Annotated in this window: 13 protein-coding genes; 8 read left to right on the forward strand and 5 right to left on the reverse strand. The window is 54.0% G+C overall.

The features are described 5' to 3' along the window. Positions 1 to 26 precede the first annotated feature (26 nt). On the reverse strand, positions 27 to 449 hold the full coding sequence (locus tag FH871_RS21850) for a PadR family transcriptional regulator (RefSeq protein WP_114407178.1): 423 nt from the start codon (positions 447 to 449) through the stop codon (positions 27 to 29). Between the two features lie 293 nt (positions 450 to 742). Here FH871_RS21850 and FH871_RS21855 point away from each other — a divergent pair, with 293 nt between their 5' ends. Continuing rightward, a complete protein-coding gene (locus FH871_RS21855; RefSeq protein WP_138993565.1) occupies positions 743 to 4,126 on the forward strand; it encodes a C25 family cysteine peptidase in 3,384 nt (1,127 codons plus the stop codon). 10 nt (positions 4,127 to 4,136) lie between these two features. Here the strand turns inward: FH871_RS21855 and FH871_RS21860 are convergent, their stop codons facing one another. From FH871_RS21860 to FH871_RS21875, 4 genes are all read right to left on the reverse strand, one after another. Then, positions 4,137 to 4,799 (reverse strand): thiamine diphosphokinase, encoded by a 663-nt coding sequence (locus FH871_RS21860; protein ID WP_138993566.1) that lies wholly within the window; start codon positions 4,797 to 4,799, stop codon positions 4,137 to 4,139. Between the two features lie 104 nt (positions 4,800 to 4,903). Beyond that, positions 4,904 to 5,602 (reverse strand): NTP transferase domain-containing protein, encoded by a 699-nt coding sequence (locus FH871_RS21865; RefSeq protein ID WP_138993567.1) that lies wholly within the window; start codon positions 5,600 to 5,602, stop codon positions 4,904 to 4,906. Beyond that, positions 5,580 to 6,050: a cyclic pyranopterin monophosphate synthase MoaC gene (gene moaC, locus FH871_RS21870; protein WP_138993568.1), complete on the reverse strand. Its 471-nt coding sequence runs from the start codon at positions 6,048 to 6,050 to the stop codon at positions 5,580 to 5,582. The genes FH871_RS21865 and moaC overlap by 23 nt, the downstream gene beginning before the upstream one ends. An 84-nt stretch (positions 6,051 to 6,134) precedes the next feature. Beyond that, on the reverse strand, positions 6,135 to 6,719 hold the full coding sequence (locus tag FH871_RS21875) for a nucleoside triphosphate pyrophosphatase (protein WP_138993569.1): 585 nt from the start codon (positions 6,717 to 6,719) through the stop codon (positions 6,135 to 6,137). A gap of 86 nt (positions 6,720 to 6,805) precedes the next feature. Here FH871_RS21875 and FH871_RS21880 point away from each other — a divergent pair, with 86 nt between their 5' ends. From FH871_RS21880 to FH871_RS21910, 7 genes are all read left to right on the forward strand, one after another. Next, positions 6,806 to 7,333 carry a GNAT family N-acetyltransferase gene (locus FH871_RS21880; RefSeq protein ID WP_229317468.1) on the forward strand — a complete coding sequence of 176 codons (528 nt, stop codon included), beginning with the start codon at positions 6,806 to 6,808 and terminating at the stop codon, positions 7,331 to 7,333. A 4-nt stretch (positions 7,334 to 7,337) separates the two neighbouring features. Then, complete coding sequence (locus tag FH871_RS21885) at positions 7,338 to 9,296, forward strand: hypothetical protein (RefSeq protein WP_229317469.1); 1,959 nt, start codon at positions 7,338 to 7,340, stop codon at positions 9,294 to 9,296. Between the two features lie 140 nt (positions 9,297 to 9,436). Then, entirely contained in the window at positions 9,437 to 9,898 is a 462-nt protein-coding gene (locus FH871_RS21890; protein WP_114407183.1) for a MarR family winged helix-turn-helix transcriptional regulator, read from the forward strand. 67 nt (positions 9,899 to 9,965) lie between these two features. After that, on the forward strand, positions 9,966 to 10,640 hold the full coding sequence (locus FH871_RS21895) for a YceI family protein (protein WP_138993571.1): 675 nt from the start codon (positions 9,966 to 9,968) through the stop codon (positions 10,638 to 10,640). A 216-nt stretch (positions 10,641 to 10,856) separates the two neighbouring features. Beyond that, a complete protein-coding gene (locus tag FH871_RS21900) occupies positions 10,857 to 11,558 on the forward strand; it encodes an RNA polymerase sigma-70 factor (RefSeq protein ID WP_138993572.1) in 702 nt (233 codons plus the stop codon). Next, the gene (locus FH871_RS21905; protein ID WP_138993573.1) at positions 11,555 to 12,556 is read left to right on the forward strand and encodes a FecR family protein; all 1,002 of its coding nucleotides are present in this window, start codon (positions 11,555 to 11,557) and stop codon (positions 12,554 to 12,556) included. The genes FH871_RS21900 and FH871_RS21905 overlap by 4 nt, the downstream gene beginning before the upstream one ends. A gap of 30 nt (positions 12,557 to 12,586) precedes the next feature. Continuing rightward, positions 12,587 to 16,057: a SusC/RagA family TonB-linked outer membrane protein gene (locus tag FH871_RS21910; RefSeq protein ID WP_212768255.1), complete on the forward strand. Its 3,471-nt coding sequence runs from the start codon at positions 12,587 to 12,589 to the stop codon at positions 16,055 to 16,057. The last annotated feature ends 16 nt before the right edge of the window (positions 16,058 to 16,073 follow it).

A 16,073-nucleotide genomic window follows, 5' to 3' on the forward strand; every position in this document is an offset into this window, starting at 1 on the left:
TGTGAAAGAGTCGAGATGTGTTTAGGTCAGTTTTCCGGATTGGGCTTTTCGGGATTGTTTTCGACGGACAGAACCGAGGTTTCCACGGCCGTCAATCCATTGATCGCAGCCTTGTGTTTTTCGGTTTTACTGACAATCGAGTTCACCGAATCGGATAATTCCTGCCACGTATCGTTCATTCCTTTCAGAGACGCCTGGCCGGTTTCGGTCAGCAGGTAATATTTCCGCGGGGGGCCGGAGGTTGATTCCACCCATTTATAATCGAGCAACCCGGCATTCTTGAGCCGGGTCAGAAGCGGATAAAGCGTGCCTTCTACGACCATGATGCGGGCGGACGTGAGTTCCTCCAGCATGTCGGAAGCATATACTTCGCCCCGCGAGATGATGTGCAGAATGCAGAATTCCAGAATTCCCTTCCGCATTTGCACTTGAGCATTTTCAATATTCATATCACTGCATGACGTTTAACTAGTTGACGGGGGTAGGAGCTGATCGGTTTATGTATGGTCGTAATCGGTTGTTCATCAGTTGTTGTTCACGTAGTAATTGGTGTCCAACCAGCTCCTGACCTTTCCAGTTTTGATAGTTCAAAGGTACACAAAGGTACTATGCAATGCAAGGTACTTTATAAAATACTCTTTGCTGAAATGATGAGCGGAAAAAATAAAGAGATGAATGGCGGATTTGGCGTAAACGCCGATTAATTTGTAAGTTTATCTGCCGAATTTTATCTACCCGCGCCATGAGACTCATCTTCTTAAGCTTTTTGTTCTGTCTGGCATCATTAAAATTGGTTGCGCAAGCAACTGACTTTGGTAACGGCTGGATCAATTTTGGGCAAACCTACTACCGAATTCCCATCACCCAGCCCGGCGTGTACCGACTCACTATGGCCGATTTGCAAAAAGCCGGTGTTCCAACGGCTTCCATTGACCCTGCCAGCTTGCAGGTATTTCGGCGGGGTATCGAACTGGCGATTTACCTGGCCGGTGAATCGGACAACAAACTGGATGCGGACGATTACCTGGAGTTTATCGGTGAAAAAAACGACGGTCGGCAGGATTCACTGCTTTACCGGCCCCGGAACGCCCAGCCGCATCCGTATTACAGCATGTATTCGGATACCGCGGCCTACTTTCTGACCTGGCGGCTCGACGGACGGAAGGGCAAACGCATGGACTTTATTGCCGAAACCGACGCGCAGGGCCTGACACCGGAGCCGTATCATCTGGCCGAGCAACTCACGGTTTTGACCAACGAAATCTCTATCAACCAGTCGAACGGCGGGCCGTCGCCTTTTCCGTCGGCCTACGAACTTTTTTTTGAAGAAGGTGAAGGCTATACCGGCCCGATGCTGAAAAAAGACAGCCTGGTTAGCCGAACCTTTCTGCTCGACGGCTGGGTGCGAACGGCACCCGAAAAACCGCGCATGGAACTGTTGCTGAACGGGCGCGATAACACCACCCACCTGGTTCGTGTCTTTTCGGGGAAAACCGCTCCGGGGTCATCTCCGCTGGCAAACACCCGCTTCGAATGGTTCAATACGGCCCGCCTGGCGTTCGACATCCCGCCAACAGATGTCTCGTCGTCGAATGAATTGACGCTCTCAACCCAATCGCATGGCCCGTTTGAAACCGACCGCTATTCGGTGAGCTACTACCGGCTTCGGTTCCCGCAGACGTTCAGTTTGAGCAACCTGACCCGGAGGACCATCAACCTGTTGCCCAATCCCAAAGGCCGGTCGTATATAGAGTTGACGGATGCTCCGGCCAATGCGCTGCTGTATGACCTAACCGATCCGGTTCATCCGCGCCGTCTGACCGCCGTCCGTGACCAGACCCTTCTGAAACTGGTCGTACCCAATACCGAAACCCCGCGCCAGCTTCTGATCACGGCCGGAACGCTGACGCCGTCGCGGCTGGAACGGACGGTTTTTCGGAAGATCGATCCGGCAAAACACAATTATCTGGTGGTTAGCCACGAGTCGTTGATGAAGCCGGTGGGCAACGTGGCGAATCCGGTCAAAGCCTACGCGGGCTACCGGGCGTCGGCAGCGGGCGGGAGGCATGATACGCTGGTGGTCACGATGAAACAATTGCTCAACCAGTTTAGCTACGGCGAACGGACACCCCTGGCCATCCGCCGGTTTGCCGATTACATGCTGACGGGCAAACCCTCATCCGGCGATACGACCAAATACATGCTGTTGATCGGGCGCGGCAATGCGTATTTCCCCATGCGGACCAGTCCGGATCAGTACTACCGCGACCTCGTAATGACCATCGGCAATGTGCCGGGTTCTGACCTGTTACTGACGGAAGGGCTGGCGGGTTATCCGGCGAATGTGCCGGCGATTCCGACCGGGCGGATCAACACGCTGAATCCGCAGGAGGTGTTGACGTACCTCGAAAAAGTAAAGGAGTTTGAGCGCACGCCCGTTAACGAACCCTGGCGGAAGGAAGTGCTGCACCTGAGCGGAGGCAGTTCGGTCTTTGAAGTGACCACCTTCCGGCGTATTTTGGATCGGGCCAGCGAAACCGCCCGCAGGCAGTATGTGGGGGCCAATATTACCGTCAAAGCCAAACAGACCGACGAACCGGTGGAGCGCGTGGACGTCAGCGGGATTGTCAATGCCGGCGTTGCCCTGATGACGTTTTTCGGTCATTCGTCGCCCATCGTGACCGATCTGGATTTTGGCTATGCCTCCAAACCGTCTTACGGTTATCACAACAAGGGTCGGTATCCGCTGATGTTTTTCAACGGCTGCGGAATCGGTAATATCTTTTTTGGGTCGGTCGGTAACTTGTCCACCGACTGGCTGCTAACCCCCGACAAAGGAGCGATTGCGATTCTGGCGCACAGCGGTTCGGGCTATTCCGGCCCGCTCGAAACCTACACCCAGCAGTTCTATCAGACGTTATTTGCCGACACGGCTTTTCTCAACAAACCGATTGGGTTGATTCAGCAGGAAACCACCCGGCGCGTGCTGGCGCAATACAGCGGAGCCTACGACCTTTCCAATGCCCACCAGATGGTGTTGCAGGGCGACCCGGTTTTGCGTTTGTTTCCCATTCACAAACCGGATTTCAGTGTCAATTCGTCGGGCGTTTTTCAGCGGGGTTCGCAAAAAGATTCCGTGCGATTCGGTGTGGTGGTGACCAACGCGGGGCGTTTCGAGACCCGGCAGCGGGTGGGGCTGGCGGTTCGGCAACGGCTGGCCCAAGGGCAGATGCGCTCCTACGGCACGAAGGTGAACAACGCCATTGCCTACCGCGATACCCTCTTTTACGCCTTCAAACCGGAGTCACTGCCCAACGCCGAAACGCCCAACCGGTTTGAAATCGTGGTTGATCCGGATAACCAGATTGAGGAGTCGGAAGAAAACAATAATCTGGTGGTGTTCGACCTGAAAGCCGGGGCGGATGGCTACACGGTGGTCTTACCGGATTCGGGCCAGCGGTTTCCGCCCGATCGCCTGAACCCCTTGCTGAAGGTGACGTTTGACGGTATTCAACTGAAAAATGAAGCCCTGGTGTCCGCCAATCCCCTGATTCGTCTGGTTTTACAGGATGAAGACCCGTACCGAATCCGTCAGGATACCGTCGGGATTGAGGTGTTCCTGAAAAAACCGTGTGCAACCTGCGATTTTGAACGCGTAACCCTGGATAGCCCAGCGGTTCGTTGGAAACCGGCGGGTCCCGATAACCGGTTTGTGCTGGATTATCAGCCCCAAAATCTGGCGGACGGCCTGTATGCATTGCAGGTTTATGCCGCCGATGTCAGTGGCAACCGGGCCGGGCCGGGGCCGTATGAGATCCAGTTTCGGGTGCAGAATGGGGATAGTTTGTCGGTTGTGCAGGCAACGCCCAATCCGTTTGCGACGCACACCCGGTTTCGGTTTACGGTTTCGGGAACGGAGTCGCCGGGGGAGGGTCAGATTCTGATTCGGAACCTGAACGGCCATCTCGTTCGCACCCTTCGGCAGCCGGTGCGGGTGGGCGAGAATCTGGTTTTCTGGGACGGCACGGATCAGGGTGGGGTGCCACTGCCCAACGGTTTGTATGTCTTTCGGTTGGTATTGAATGATGGGCGGCAGAAGAGTGGTAAGGCGGTATTGCATCGCTAAGCCAGCCGGTTTAATCCCAGCATTCCATTAGCAGCAAATCGCCGTTCCGGTACTGAATCTTTACAAAACCGTCCTCGGCTGCTTCGTTGCTGCTGCCGGTTCGATAGCCCAGGGTCAGGGTTTCGTCGGCCAGGTTGTACTTAAGCCCTTCGGTAACGATGCCATCCACCGCACCGACCGGAATCAGCGAAATGGGCGTGCCTTTGGCGTACCATTTTTCGAAAGAACCGGTCAGGGGCGTAATTTTTGAATGATCATCGACCATAACGATCTTAATCCGGTCTTTATAGCGAATGATATTGGTCATGTTCGTCATGGTGTGATCGGCCCGGCGACCCGTGGCCCAGACGATGTTGACGGCCGGAAAACCGCGTTCGATCAGAAATTCGATGCCTTTGTCGAGGTCGGTTTTGTTCTGGTCGGGCGTGTGAATGATTTCGATGGGGTATTGCCGTTCGCGAATCACCTCGAAATCCGGCTGGTAATCGAAATCGCCGAGCAGGGCGTCCACCTTAATGTCCAGGTCCAGTACGCGCCAGATGGCATTGTCCAGCACAACGACGAACGGATTCCATTCAAGCAGTTGGCCCAGCAGTTCGGGGTCGCAGCTTTCGCCGTTGGCAATCAGCAAGGCCGGTTCCTGTTTATCGCGTACAATGTGGTGTGAAGACATAAGTTGAAAGAATGATGAACGATGGATGATGAACGATGACAGGGCTGTCTGCATGAGCCCACTCATCGCTCATCATTTGTTTAGTTGGTTTTTCCGGCCATTGTTCAAAAACCGTTATCGTTTTGCTGCGGAGGAGTTGCTGCATGGGAAGGCTGCGTTCCTCCTTTGGCCAGCCGAATGGCTTCCTGCAAAAAAAAGGCATCCTGCTGTTGGGGAGCCAATCCATCCGGGGTGTTCACATTGGTCAGTTCGTTTACGTCCTCAATCTCCAGCAACTCGATCGCGTTGTTCATCAGAATGGTTCGCGGATAGGGTGTGCCTTCGGCGATGCCCCGAAGGATGGCCGGATAGGCGGCTGGTTCCCAAATGCAGACGGAGGGTTCCGGAAAACGATGGTCGCTGTCCCAGAAAGCCGTCGCGATGGTTTCGCCCTTTCGGTTGAAGACTAGTTTTTGGATCGATTGTTCGGATAAAAACGGCAAATCGCACACCACCACCAGCCAGGCGTGGCGGGCCGACTGGTTTTGGAAAGCCGTCAAAATACCGGCTAAGGGACCCTTTACCGTCGAATCGTCCGGGATGAGCTTAAACCGGCTGTCGGCTAATTGGAGGGCCTGTTCCGCATTGACCGACAAAAAAACATCGTCGCAATACTTGGCCAGCAAATCATGGAGGTATTCGTACTGCGGTTTTCCGTGGTAGGCAATGGTGCTTTTGTCCACACCCATGCGGGTGCTGCGCCCACCGGCCAGCACCAGACCCAACAGGGGGGAGCTTGCTTCAGGCGGTTTGGTGAAAGTCATTTTTTCCGCCGGTTTTGTCCAGCAACCGGGTTTCTTTGATCACAATATCGTGCGAAAACGCTTTGCACATGTCATAGACCGTCAGAGCCGCCACCGACGCGCCCACGAGTGCTTCCATCTCAACGCCGGTTTTGGCTTCGAGGGCTGTGGTGCATTCGATGATCACCTCGTTTCCGTCGGTCGTTATCGTCAGTTTGCAACTGTCCAGACCAAGCGGGTGACAAAGTGGAATCAGGTCGGACGTCCGTTTGGCCGCCATGGTGCCGGCGATGATGGCGGTTTGAAAAACCGGCCCTTTTTTGGTCTGAATATCCTGTCCCTGCAGGTGCTGCATGATGTCGTCGTTCAGCACTACGATGCTTCGGGCGCGGGCCACGCGCCGGGTGATGGCCTTGTCGCCGACGTCGACCATCGACGGATTGCCTTTGGGGTCGATATGGGTAAACATAAGGAGTCAAGAGTTAAGAGTTAAGAGTTAAGAGTTAAAAATTAAAAGTAGAATGTGCCAGCCAACCGCATGGGTGGTTAACTCTTAACTCATCACTCTTAACTCATAACTCTTTAAGGCTTGATAAACCCGGTGGACCGGTAATCCCATTACCGTATAAAAAGAACCTTCGATGCGCTGGATGCCGATCATGCCGATGGGTTCCTGAACCCCGTAGGCCCCGGCTTTGTCGAAGGGGCGGTATTTTTCGACGTAGGCGTGAATTTCGTAGTCGTCCAGCGGATTGAAAACCACCGTAACCACGTCGGTAAACGAAACGGTTTCTTCGGCCGACAGCAGGCAAACGCCCGTCATGACCTGGTGGGCGCGGCCCGACAGCCGCTGAAGCATCTGCACGGCCTCGTCGGCATCGGCTGGTTTGTTTAGAATATCGGAATCGACAACGACGATGGTGTCGGCGCACAAAACCAGTTGGTCGCCCAGATCAGCCCGAAACCGGTCGGCTTTCTGACGCGCCAGAAATGCCGGAACATCAGCAATGGGCATGTCTGGCGGAAAGCTTTCGTCGGTCGGTCGAACGTCAACGCGGAACGTACAACCCATTTCACGCATCAGTTGTTGTCGGCGGGGCGAATTGGATGCCAACACCAGGGGACGGTTCAATTGCATGGATTTCTGAAATATTATTCGTATACTTTAAACGGTTAACGGGGCAAAAGCATCTATTCCCTGCAAACATAACAACTAAACTTGTCTTGAAAACACCTTTTCAGATTCGAACCGCCACCCTGGATGACGCTGTGGCGCTGACTGATCTGGCGATCCGGACGATGCGGGAAGCTTTCGGGCCGCCCCACAATCCGGCCGAACTGGTTGAAGCGTATATAGAAGAAGCTTTTTCTGTGGAACAAACCCGTCAGGAACTGTTGGACCCCAAAGCAACCTTTTTAGTAACCGTTGGTTCCGATCTGGAAGTGGTGGGCTATGCGAAATTACGAAGAAACCGCCCACCCCGTCAGCTCAAAGGCCAACAGGCCATTGAAATTCAGCGTTTATATGTATTGGACAGTCAGATCGGGAACGGATTGGGGAGACAACTCATGGAAAACTGCCTCGATCGGGCCCGTCAGGAAGGCTATCAAGTGTTGTGGCTGGGGGTCTGGGAACGGAACAAACGGGCCATTGGCTTTTATGAGCGGATGGGTTTTCAACAATGTGGGTGGCATTATTTTCAGTTTGGCCACGAACGGCAGCGGGATTACTGGATGAAAAAAGAGGTGTAGTAGCGTGAAACCAGTCAGAGGTCGTCAGATCGATTCCAGTAGGTTCTGGCTCATTCGCATGGGCTGGCTGACGATCGTATGGCTGCTGATGACCGTTTCGGTTTCGGTGGCGCAGGAAATTAAAATTCCCGTTCCCGACACCAAAGGCGATTCGCTCACCCGGGCAGATTCGATTACGAAAGGCATTCGGGATGCCAAACAGGTGGTACGCGACAGTTTGTTTTACACGAAACTGAAGAACCGGATGTTCAAACGCAAGATTACGCGTGAACTCCATAAACTGCTTTTTCACGACATGTACAACAGCCGGATCAAAACCGGGGATGTCAATGAGATAGAAGTCAATCCTTTTATAAAATACCAGGGCCGGGTGATCAATAAAATTTTCATCCGACGGCTGGGCGTTTTTGGCTCCAGCGTATACGATACGCTCCGCCAACCCCGAAGCTGGCTCGAACGAACGGCAAACCAGCTTCATGCCGACACCCGCGAGGGGGTGATCCGACGCTCGTTTCTGCTGTTCGAAGAGGGCGACCGCATCAGTCCGGACACGCTGCGCGACAACGAGCGACTGCTCCGAAACTCCAATGTGTTTCATGATGCGCGGATCATCGTGGTGCCGCACGAAGGAAGCCGGGGTTTTGTCGATGTCTACGTCATCACGCAGGACGTCTGGTCGTTGCTGCCGTCGGGTAGCGTGGGCGGTTTCAACCGGTTCGATCTGCGGCTGGAACAGCGAAACTTCCGGGGACTGGCCCACACCTTTTCCAATCAGATTGCGTACAACGCCGACGATCCCTTTCAAAAACTCGAATACCGGGGGCGGTATATTGTTCCGTACATTGGCAAAACGTTTTTTACGGGGCAAGCCGATCTGGTAGAAACCCGCGATTTGAAACAATATGCGGTTCGCTTCTACCGCCCGTTCCTGACACCGGATACAAAATGGGCGGGTTCCGCCGAACTGAGTTACAACCGGTTTCCCCGGTATATCGTCTTTTCGGAAGACAGTGCTCAACTCACCAAACTCGGTTATTATTATAATGACGTTTGGGCTGGTTATGCCTTCAAACCGTTCTTTAGTTTTTTGGGGGAAGGGGACGACCGGACGCGGCTGGTGGTGGCCGCCCGCTTTACGCGACTGGCTTTTACCAACCGGCCGGAAGTGCGGAAGGACACCAATCAGTTGTTTCAGAATACGAATGCCACGCTGTTCAGCATCGGTTTGTCGCGTCGGCGCTATGTGCGGGACGTGTTGATCTACGGTTTTGGCCGGACAGAGGACGTTCCGTTCGGGAGTCTGGCGTCCATTGTGGCGGGCTACGACAATGCCGAACTGGGTCAGCGCAAGTACCTGGGTTTCAAATACTCCAAAGCGCATTATCTCGAATCGTTCGGTTATTTGTACGGAGCATTGAGTATCGGCAGTTTTTTGCGCAGTAAGACCACCGTCGAGCAGGGTGTTTTTTCGCTGGAGTCGAGTTACTTCACCCCCCTTCGAACGACCAACTGGGGCAACTGGCGGCATTTCATCAACTTCCGCTATACGATGGGCTCCCAGCGGTTCGACAACGAATTTCTGACGCTGAGTGGCCGCGACCGACTCGGGATCAATAACAACGAACTGCGCGGTACGAAATTACTATTGACCAATCTCGAAAACATTTTATTCTCCCGCCTGAACATCGTCGGTTTTCGGGTGGCCATTGTCACCTTTGCCAACCTCGGACTGGTCACCTACCAGACCCGAAAATTGTTCCAGGGCCCTCTTTATCAGGGCTATGGCGTGGCGTTCCGGTTGCGGAACGAAAACCTGACCTTCAACAGTTTCCAGATCCGGATTGCTTGGTATCCCAATATTCCCAACAACCCGGCACCTTTCCGCCCGGCCTTCGAAGGAATACCAACGGCCCGTTTCCGCGACTTCGACACCTCGGCACCAGAAATTATTCCATACCGCTGAAACTTTTTTTGAATATAATGTTGTTACATTAAATGTATAAACAGTATATTTGTAACGTTAACGGGGACTGGTAATTAAAGGTGAAATGGTTATTTTGCGATTGAACCGAAGAAGCCGTTCCTCACTTAGCAAAAATGACAATGCCAATCGAGAATGACATCAAACAGACAACATCGTTCCGGTCTCCGTATCACCGGATGACGGTGAATCTGATGTATACCAACGGGTGGGTATGCGATGAGCAGATGTATTTACTGAAACCGTATGGGTTAACCATTCAACAATACAACGTCCTCCGGATTTTGCGCGGACAATATCCTAACCCGGTCAAAGTAGCGGATATTACCGAGCGGATGCTGGATAAAATGTCGAATGCGTCCCGCTTGGTCGATAAATTGCTTGCAAAAGAATTGGCCCAGCGCACCGAATGCCCCAACGACCGTCGGGCGGTCGACGTCGTGATCACGGAGAAAGGTCTGGATCTGTTGAAAATTATGGATCAGCACCAGAATCAGTGGGAAAAGCGGTTTCACAACCTGACCGAAGAAGAAGCCAATGAGCTAAACCGCCTGCTCGACAAACTGCGTGGATCGTCCGAATAGCAATCCCTTTTTTTTCCAATAAATCAAATTACAACCAACCAATTTCCCTAAATTAAAAATTAATCTCATGTACAAGCAAATTTTAGTAGGATTCGTGGCCCTGAGCGTGGCAATCAGCAATCCCGTAGCAGCCAGCAATGGTGTTTCCGGTAATGACAAAAACGCCAAAAAGAGTGTCGCCAAAACGACGACTTACAACATCGACGTCGATAAAAGTGTATTGACCTGGAATGGTAAAAAAGTGACCGGCGAACATACCGGCCCTGTAAAAGCTGAAAAAGGCTATTTGACCCTCAGCGGTAACCAGTTGAAAGGCGGTGTGGTATCGATCGACCTCCGCACAATGACCAGCACCGACCTGAAAGACAACAAGGAATACCACGACAAGTTGATCAATCACCTGAAATCGGACGATTTCTTCTCAGTTGCCAAACACCCGGTTGCTACGTTCAAAATCACGAAAGTGAAAGCCACTGCCGGTAATGTTGCCGACGTAACCGGTGATCTGACGATCAAAGGCATCACGAACCCCGTCACGTTTCCGGTAACGTATTCTGTTTCGGGCAACACGCTGACCGCTAGTGGTAAAGCTACCATCAACCGCGCAAAATTCGAGATTAAATACGGCTCGAAATCATTCTTCGATAACCTGGGCGACAAAGTGATCTACGATGATTTCACCGTCGATATGAACATCGTGGCAACGGCCGACAATGCAGCCTCCGGCGTAAAAACGAAATAAGTTTTTAGCGTACTCCCGTAACGAACCGCGTTCCTGCCAGCAGGACGCGGTTTTTTTGTGTCCAGAGGTTTGGGGTCGTGGGGATGATTCAGGGATTGAATGGTGGTTTTTTGAGAGAATCTGAGAATAATAAAAAAAAATCTACGAATAGACTAGGGGATAAGCCCGGTTTTGCGGACTTAGTAGTAAACCCGATCCGTTTGTCTTCCTTTGTCGATGGCCGAAAATCTACCCGAAAATCCTGTTCCCTCCAATCCCTTCCGGCAGCCGTCTGCGGAACCGGTGGTGATCGATACCGAATTTCTGATTCGGCAGACGTTCGAAAGCGACGCCCGGCGGGGCTATGAACTACTTTTTCGGCGGTATTACCGGACGCTGTGCAGCCAGGCGGTTCGGTTTGTCCACTCGCGTACCATCGCTGAAGACCTGGTGAGCGAAGTATTTTTCAGTTTCTGGAAAAACCAGGTTCACCAGCACATTACCACGTCCTATCAGGCCTATTTGTATGCTGCCGTCCGGAAACGGGCTTACACGCATCTGCGGCTGGAATTTCGGCAGGAAGCGATGCCTGCGGAGGCCGAAGGTGATGGAATGGACGCCGATTTTGCGCTCGATCCCGAACAATTGCTCCAGTATACGGAACTCTACCAGCGCATCGAAGAAACCGTTCGGCAGCTTCCCCCGCAATGCCAGCGCGTGTTTGTGATGAGCCGGTTTGAAGGCAAAAAGCACCGCGAGATTGCCGACGAACTCCAGATTTCTCCGAAAACGATCGAAGCGCATTTAAGCCGTGCGCTTTCGCAACTCCGCCAGTCGCTTCAATTGGGCCTCTTTTGCTGGCTAACGGCATTTGCCCTTGTTCATCCCGCCACGCAACCGGGCTCCCCTGCATCGGCGCAAACCTCCGTCATCGTATGAATCCGGTTATCACGAAAGAAAAATTGTTCGAACATTTTGCGGGCCGTTCCACGGCTTTGCAGCGGACGATGATCGCCGAGTGGTTGCAGCAACCGGCCAACCAGGCGCACTACGTAGCCTGGCTCGACGAATGGGAACGCCAGCATCTCCAGTACATTGCCGATGAAGATGCGGCCCTGCAAACCCTCACGGATCGCATCGAAATCTGGGAACAGCAACACCCGGCGGTTCCGGCAAACCCGCCCATCCGCATTCACCCGTTGCCGGTTCAGCCCCGCTGGCTCGTGGCGGCTGCGGTGGTGTTTTCGCTGCTGGCAGGACTCTATGCGGGTCGGCAACGGCTGCTCTACCAGACCATAGCGACTGGTTTTGGTGAAACCCGACCGGTAACGCTGTCGGATGGGTCACAGGTAACGCTCAATGCCAATTCGACGCTGCGCGTACCGCGTTTCGGCTTCGGCACACAAACCCGGGCGGTTTGGCTGACGGGCGAAGCGGCTTTTTCCATCCGGCATACGCCAACGCACCAGCGGTTTGTCGTTCACACGAAGCGGGGCGTCGAGGTGGAGGTATTGGGTACTGAATTTAACGTATATGACCGACCGCAGGAAACCAAAATTGTGCTGAGTCGGGGGGCTATCCAGCTCAACTACAACAGCCCGACCCAGCCCGTTCGTCGCCTGCGCCTGAAACCGGGCGATGCGGTCCGGGTCAATCCCGCCGGTCAGCTAACCCAGAGTTATACGGCGCAGCCGGAGGCCAGTACGGCCTGGCGCGACCACCGGTTTGTATTCAAAAGCACCCCCGTTCGGGAAATTGCCGATCTTCTCCGCGATACCTACGATCTGCGGCTGGAACTGAAAAATCCGGCATTGGCCAACCGCACCATCACGGGTTCTTTCCAGGCCCACGATGCCGACGAGTTTCTGCAGGTGGTGGCTGAATTGCTGGAAATCAATTACAAACAGAAAGAAAATACCGTCACTTTTTTCGAATAGTCTTTCTACCCTTACCAACCTTCCCGTTCTATGTGTTCACCTTTGAACTCCACTCCGCTGCCCGTTTTGCTGGTTGCTTGGTTACTGAGCAGTCCGCAACCGGCCAGCAGCCAGACCCTGGCGATGGTTCGGCAGCAGGACCGCACGACGATGGCTCCATCGGCCGTGGTGACGCGCCGACTGGCCGACGTGCTGAATGACCTGAAAACCCGGTATCGGACCGATATTCTGTTTGAAGACCGTACCATCGCCAATCTGACCGTTCCGGCGGATGCGTTGGTCGGCAGTGCTACGCTCGAAGACGCGCTGAGCCGTTTGCTGAAACCGTTCAATCTGCGCTACAAACAGGTAAAACCGGGTACCTGGGTCGTTCTGAACCGAAAACCGCCGGTCGGTGATGCGCGATTTCCGGTCGTTCCGGCGACCGGGCGGGAGCAGGCTGGTAACACGGAAATCAGCGGCTTACCGGCTTCCCTGACCGCGTCTACAACCGCCGTTCCGGTGGATATATCCGTCGGTGGGACGGTGACGGGTGCCGACAATGGCGGTTCGTTGCCCGGCGTCAGCGTGGTTTTGAAAGGCACCAACCGGGGTACGACGACCGATGCCAATGGGCGGTATCAGTTGAGCGTTCCGGAACCGGCAACGGGCCTGACGCTGGTTTTTTCGTACGTGGGGTACCTGGCGCAGGAAGAGGTGATCAATAACCGTTCGGAAATTAATGTGGAGTTGAAAGTAAATAGTCAGGCGCTGAACGAAGTGGTTGTCGTGGGCTATGGAACGGTGCGGAAAAGCGATCTGACCGGTTCTGTGACGTCATTGAAAGCCCAGGATCTGACGCGGGGTGCCAACATGAACCTGCAGCAAACGCTGGCGGGTCGGGCACCGGGCGTGCAGATTTACCAGAAAAGCGGGGAACCGGGGGCCACGATGAGCGTGCAAATCCGGGGCATTACGTCCATTACGGGCAACAACGATCCGTTGTATGTGGTGGACGGTTTGCCGGTCAACGACGGCACGGCCATTGGCTCAGCGAGCGCGGGTGGCACGACCAGCAATCCCAACAACCGGACGCCACTGAACAGCCTGAATCCTGCGGATATTGAGTCGATCGAGATTTTAAAGGATGCCTCCGCTACGGCGATTTATGGGTCGCGCGGGGCGAATGGGGTGGTGATCATTACCACCAAAAAAGGCAAAGAAGGCAAGCTGAAAGTGGAATACAACGGAACCTACGGGGTTCAGACGGTGGCGCATACCCAGCAGTTTATGACGGGGGATGAATACACCAAAGTAATTAATGAAATCATCGACCTCGGGAAACTCAGCACGCCCAAAGTAACTGGCCCGAACGCCAATACCGACTGGCAGAAGCTGTTGTTACGCAACGCCCCCATCCAGTCACACGATCTGTCGTTCAGCGGGGCCGGTGGAAATACCAAATATTACGTATCGGTCGGGTATTTTAACCAGGACGGTATTATGCTGAAATCCGGCACCAATCGCTACAACGCCCGGGTGAATCTGGAAAACGGCATTGCTTCCAAATACAATGTCGGGGTGAGCCTGACGACGGCCTACAGCCGCGATTACTACAACGCCACCGGCGTCGGGCTGAACGACAACGCCAGTGCACTCTACATGGCCCAGAACTACGATCCGACGGCAGCCCCCTACAACCCCGACGGTTCGTTTTACCGCTCGCCGTTGATGGCTCCGATGGACAATCCACTGGCCGTCATCAATGGGCAGTATGGCATGGGCGACACCTACCGCACCTTCGGGAACGTGTATGCAGAATACTTTCTGATGCCGTCGCTGTCCGCCAAGGTTCGGGTCGGCGTGGATTTGAACAACAACCAGCGGTATTTCTGGATCGATCCTACTACGCTGACCGGTTTGTCGTACAATGGCTATGCCGACGTGCGCGACGGAAAAAGGGGGTATTACCTGACCGAAGGGACGCTGAACTACAACAAGGAGTTGAAAGAGCACCGGATTTCGGCGGTGGCCGGAGCGACCTATGAGCGGTATACGTCCAGTAGCCTGATCGCCAATTCCCGTTCCTTTGCCCTGCCCGATCTGACGTTCGATGCGCTGGGTACCGGTGATAATACGCTGAACGGGGTGGGCAGTGGTCGTCAGGAAAACAAAATCGTCTCGTTTCTGGGGCGCGCCAGTTATGCCTACAAAGGAAAATATCTGCTGACAGCGTCGATCCGCGCCGATGGTTCGGCACGGTTTGGCCCCAACAAACGGTTCGGGTATTTCCCGTCGGCAGCCGTGGCCTGGCGGATATATGACGAAGATTTTCTGAAAAATAACCGGGTGCTGAGCGAACTGAAACTGCGGGCGAGCTACGGCGTCACCGGAAACCAGCCGACGGTGAATTACCTCTATTTTTCGACCTACTCCGCCGGACGCAATGCGGTTTTTAACGGCAACAAAGTCAGTTCGCTCCAGCCGAGCCGCAGTGCCAATCCGGATCTGCAATGGGAAGCCGCCGTGCAGGCCGACATCGGGGTGGATTTCGGCTTCTTCAACTCGCGTCTGACGGGGAGCATCGACTACTATAACCGGAAGACTTCCAATCTGTTGTATGACATTCCGCAACCAGCCAGCACCGGTTTTGGCAGCCGGACCGAAAACGTGGGCAGTATGCGCAACACCGGTCTGGAGCTGGCGCTGAAAGCCGTCATTGTGAACCAGAAGGACGTTCGGTTCGATGCCGGGTTCAACATTACGACGCTGAAAAACCGGGTGTTGAGTCTGGGCAATGTGAGTCAGGCCATCGGTACCGGGCCGGGTAGCATCGGTCAGGTGAGCATTCTGAAACCGGGTGAATCCATCGGCTCGTTCTACGGGTATCTGGTCGATGGGGTCTGGCAAACGGGCGACGATTTCGGTCAGGCGCAAACCGGCGTTCGGCCCGGCGACCTGAAATACCGCGATCTGGACGGCAACAAAATCATCAATGCCAACGACCGGGTGGTGCTGGGCAAATCGCTGCCTGATTTCTACTACGGTTTTAATTCCAGCGTTTCCTACAAAACCCTCGTTCTGGATGTGTTTCTGGAAGGATCGCAGGGCGCTAAAATGCTGAATAGCAGTCTGGTCGATTCGTATTATCCGGTGGATTATCGCCGGAACAAACTGGCCGAACCGTATCTGAACCGCTGGACGCCCACGAACCCCACCAACGACTATCCGTCGTTTCTGCCGAACGATGTGCAGGGGCAACGGCAGGTGACCAACAAAACCGTCGAAGAAGCTTCGTACCTGCGGCTTCAGTCGATCCGGTTATCGTACAAAATTCCCCTGAAAACGCGGTTCATCAGTGGCGCATCGGTTTTCGTGAACGGGCAGAATCTGTACACCTTCACCAACTACTCCGGCTCTGACCCGGCGGCCAATGCCCTCGGCGACAATATTTTACGCATCGACTATAACACCTATCCCTTAACCAGAACCTTTACAACGGGGCTAAACCTCCAGTTCTGACCGTGAAACGAGACTT

It is taken from the genome of Larkinella sp. C7, from assembly GCF_006149005.1.
In the GTDB taxonomy this organism is placed as follows: domain Bacteria; phylum Bacteroidota; class Bacteroidia; order Cytophagales; family Spirosomataceae; genus Larkinella.